General features: G+C 31.3%; 4 protein-coding genes and 1 pseudogene. All 5 read right to left on the bottom strand.

What is annotated here, in order from left to right; all coding sequences use genetic code 11:
* Positions 1-323, bottom strand: a pseudogene (locus VGE71_RS06275) (anthranilate synthase component I family protein); the annotation flags it as partial.
* Between the two features lie 298 nt (positions 324-621).
* The gene (locus VGE71_RS06270; RefSeq protein ID WP_331137553.1) at positions 622-1902 is read right to left on the bottom strand and encodes a hypothetical protein; all 1281 of its coding nucleotides are present in this window, start codon (positions 1900-1902) and stop codon (positions 622-624) included.
* A 207-nt stretch (positions 1903-2109) separates the two neighbouring features.
* The gene (locus VGE71_RS06265) at positions 2110-2676 is read right to left on the bottom strand and encodes a YceI family protein (protein ID WP_331137552.1); all 567 of its coding nucleotides are present in this window, start codon (positions 2674-2676) and stop codon (positions 2110-2112) included.
* Between the two features lie 38 nt (positions 2677-2714).
* Positions 2715-3347, bottom strand: a complete 633-nt coding sequence (locus tag VGE71_RS06260; protein ID WP_331137551.1) for an NAD(P)H-dependent oxidoreductase — start codon at positions 3345-3347, stop codon at positions 2715-2717.
* Between the two features lie 13 nt (positions 3348-3360).
* The gene (locus VGE71_RS06255; protein WP_331137550.1) at positions 3361-3819 is read right to left on the bottom strand and encodes a MarR family winged helix-turn-helix transcriptional regulator; all 459 of its coding nucleotides are present in this window, start codon (positions 3817-3819) and stop codon (positions 3361-3363) included.
* Positions 3820-3908: the final 89 nt, after the last annotated feature.

The following is a 3908-nucleotide window of genomic DNA, read 5'->3' as shown; positions in this document are numbered from 1 at the left end:
ATGAATTTAAAATCGTTTTTTTCTGATTTAAACTGACTTGAAAATTCCTGTATTACCTGTGGAATATTAGTTGAAGCATCAATCGTAGTTTTTTCTGAAGTTCCATCAGGGAAAGTTTTAGAAATGACTTCATTTTCGATTTTAATGGTTGCAATTGGATTACAACAGATATAAGAAAAACTGTTGTCATTTCCGTGATAATCACTGCTTTCCAGCAATAAACTGTTTGGGAATTTATCTCTGATTTTGAAATAAATACTAACCGGAGTTACCGTATCTGCTAGAATTTGTTTGTAATGTGTATTAAGAATAAAAGGTTTCAAAATATATAGTTTTATGTTGTTCGTTAATTTGTTTTTCAGTTTTGATCAAAAAAAAGGGCTTGTCGTGATGACAAGCCCTTTAAATTTATAGTTTTAACAATACCATAGGAAGCTTCGTTCACGACGTCTGACGTAAATTACTCCACCACCAAGTATTGTTTAATATTGTTCTCATTTTTTTATTTTGATGTGACAAAGATATAAATGTAATTTGAATTGAAGTATATAAATTTTAAAAAAAATCTTTTCGAAATTATGAAATTTGTTAAATTTTATTCAACTCAGATACGTTAACTCTTTAGTTTCCAATTGCTATCGTATTGTTTACATTTAATCTAAAATCTGGATTTCCTTTGATATTTGGAAACGTAAACAACTCGCTAAGCTTCATTTTAGTAAAATCTATCCCATTTGCAGGATTGTTGTAATAGTTTTTTATACCAGGAGTATTGCTTGCAGATTCACTTTCAATTTCACCTTTACAGTTGTTTACCACTACATTTTTAAAAGTAATTTTAGATAAATTAGCTTCTCCATTTCCTATATTTCCTTCTAGTAAAACAAAAGGTTCAAATCCAGAAACTACACTATTAGTTAAGTTGAAAAAGGTATTTTCTTTAACGTAAATAGATTCTCTAACTAAGCCTTGATTATTTTCTTCCAAATTAACCAAAGTAATATTGCTTGCATTAATTTTGGTCATTTTTTTGGTCATATCTGTATTCGCTACTTTCTCATAAGAGTCAACCTCAAAACATCTTGAACCTGAAATATCAGAAGAATATGGGTGACGTACTGCAATACTATTAGTAAGGTTAATTTGAGCACCTTGTGTAAAATCGAAATCATCATCAGTTGTTCTAAATGAAACTAAATTGCTCATATTCAGATCTCCACCATAACATTCGAAAGAGTCATCGTTTGAAAAACTGATTTGGATATTACTCACGATTGTTTTTCTTCCAACACCTGCAAGAGAAAGTCCGTTTAATTCTTTTGAGGCACTTAATTTTCTTCCAGCATATTCAATTCTAACATATTTTAAAATTCCTGAGTTATCTTCTGGATCCTGACCTCCGTAATGATTTAAATTAGCTTCTAAGTCAAAAGGCAAAGTGTGAACACCACCTAAAGTGTTAATAGGCGCTTTTCCACAAACGATAATTCCACCCCAGTCACCTGGTTTTCTGTTGTTTATTTCTTTTTCTGATGTAAAAATAATCGGATCAGTTTCAAGACCTTCAGCTATAATTTTTGCACCACTAGTAATGACAAGAGTCCCGCAGGTTTTATCATCACCTCTAATGACAGTTCCTGGCTCAATAGTTAATGTTGCATTATTGGTAACATACACAACACCAACTAAATGGTAAGTATTGCGTTTTAGTAAACGGGTATCTTTATCAATTGTTCCGGCAATTATATTAGTTGCTTCGTTATAGTCATTAGCAGATGGTTTGAAGTTTGTCCAATTGGCCATCCAGTTTGAATTTCCAGTAATTCCTTTTGGTTGTTGTTGGGCGTGTACGAAAAAGCTGATAATGAATGTAATAGAAGAAATAAGTAATTTTGTTTTCATAACTATGATTTTGATTTCTAGTTTTTGATTTTTTTAATTTCCCCAAAATTAGAAGCCGAATGTTAATCAAAGTCCCGATACTTATTACGAAAGCGTTATTATACTATTAAGAATGTTAAGGTTGTGAAAAGTGTATAAAAAAAGAAACCCCGAAAGTTTTAAACTTTCGGGGTTTTCCATATTTTATGAATTAGTAAGTCTAAAATATTAGAATTTTAAAGCTACAGCTAATTCAAATTCGTCATTGATAGTTTTATCTCCTAAGTTTTGGAAGAAATTACCAGAGTTGTATTTAATATCGTATTTAGTTCTGTCAACTTTAAATGCTGTAGTTGCTGTGTTACCAGCTACAGTAATATCAAAAGTTACAGGTTTAGTAATTCCTTTGATAGTTAAATCTGCAGTTACAGTATAAACGTCAGCAGATTTAGCACCGATAGTTTTGAAAACTAATTTTGCAGTTGGGAATTTATCAGTTCCAAAGAAATCGTCAGCTTTTAAGTGCCCGTTTAATTTTCCTTGGTATTCTCCAGTTAAATCTGTAGCAGTTAATGAAGTCATATCAACAGTAAAGCTACCACCAGTTAATTTTTTTCCTTTGAAAACTACTGCTCCGTCTTTGAAGTTTACAGTTCCAGAGTGCTCTCCAGTTACTTTTTTACCTACCCATTTAATAGTAGATGCTTTTACGTCGATTTTTTTAGTTTGAGCGTTTACTGAGATTCCAGCTACTGCTACGAATAATGCTATTGCAATTGTTTTTAAATTTTTCATGTTTTTAAAATTAAAATTTGAATTTGATTAATAAATAATTATAGTGTGATAAATAATTCTTCGTTTGATTTTCTAACTTTTTTACTGTGCTGAGATTTGTCGTCTTCGTGTCTGTAACCAACTGTTGCGATTACTGAAGCATTTAAACCTAATTTGTCGAAACCTAAGATTTCGTTGAATTTTGCAGCATTAAAACCTTCCATCGGAGTTGCGTCGATTTTTAGTTCGGCAGCAGCGTTTAATAAGTTTCCTAAAGCTAAATAAGTTTGTTTTGCAGTCCAGATGTGTTTTGCTTCTGCAGATAGATTTGCAATTACACCTTTCATCATGTCGCTGAATCCGCCTAAAGCATCAACAGGAACACCTCTTACTGTACTGATGTTTTCGATATATTTGTCAACAGAAGTCGCATCAAGATTTAAGTCGTTGGCAAAAATAAATAGGTGAGAAGCATCTGTAATTTGAGTTTGTCCCCATGCTGCTGCTTTTAATTCTTCTCTTAAAGCTGGATTTTCAACAATGATTACTTTGTAAGGTTGTAATCCGTAAGAAGATGCGCTTAATCTAACTGCTTCTTTTAAAGTGTTGAAATCTGCATCTGATATTTTTTTTGAAGCATCAAATTGTTTGGTTGCGTATCGCCAATTTTGATTTTCTACGAAATTGCTCATAATATTTATTATTTTACTTATTGGTTCTATATTTTTCTAATAACTGATTTAAGAAAACTAATTCTTCTGGTTTCAAATTATTTGCAAATGCGCTTTCATGCTCATCTACTTTTGGATCTAATTCTTTTAAAACATCCAATCCTTTTTGTGTAATCGAAACTTCAATTTTTCTTCGATTATCAGGACAGACATTTCTTGTAACAAAATCTTTTAATAATAATTTGTCAACCAAACGTGTTGTGTTGCTCGTTTTAGCGAGCATTCGCTCTTGTATCACGCACATATTAGCAGGTTTTCCTTTTTGTCCTCTTAATATACGCAACACATTATACTGTTCTCCAGATAAATCATACGGTTTAATCAACTCGTTGAAATGATCCTGAATCACATTTTGCGTGTACATGATATTCAGAATAACTTTTTTCGCATTATCCATCTTAACCGTACTCTTAATAACCTCTTCAATTGTCATAGTCGTAAGTGTATAATTTGTATATACAAATGTAGAACTTTTAATAGTTGTATATACAAATGTTGTGTTAATTTTTTGTTAATGTGATT

The sequence above is a fragment of the Flavobacterium sp. genome, assembly GCF_036405015.1.
GTDB lineage: Bacteria > Bacteroidota > Bacteroidia > Flavobacteriales > Flavobacteriaceae > Flavobacterium.
Note: the sequence above shows the minus strand (reverse complement) of the source record. Positions and strands in the feature narration are given on the sequence as shown.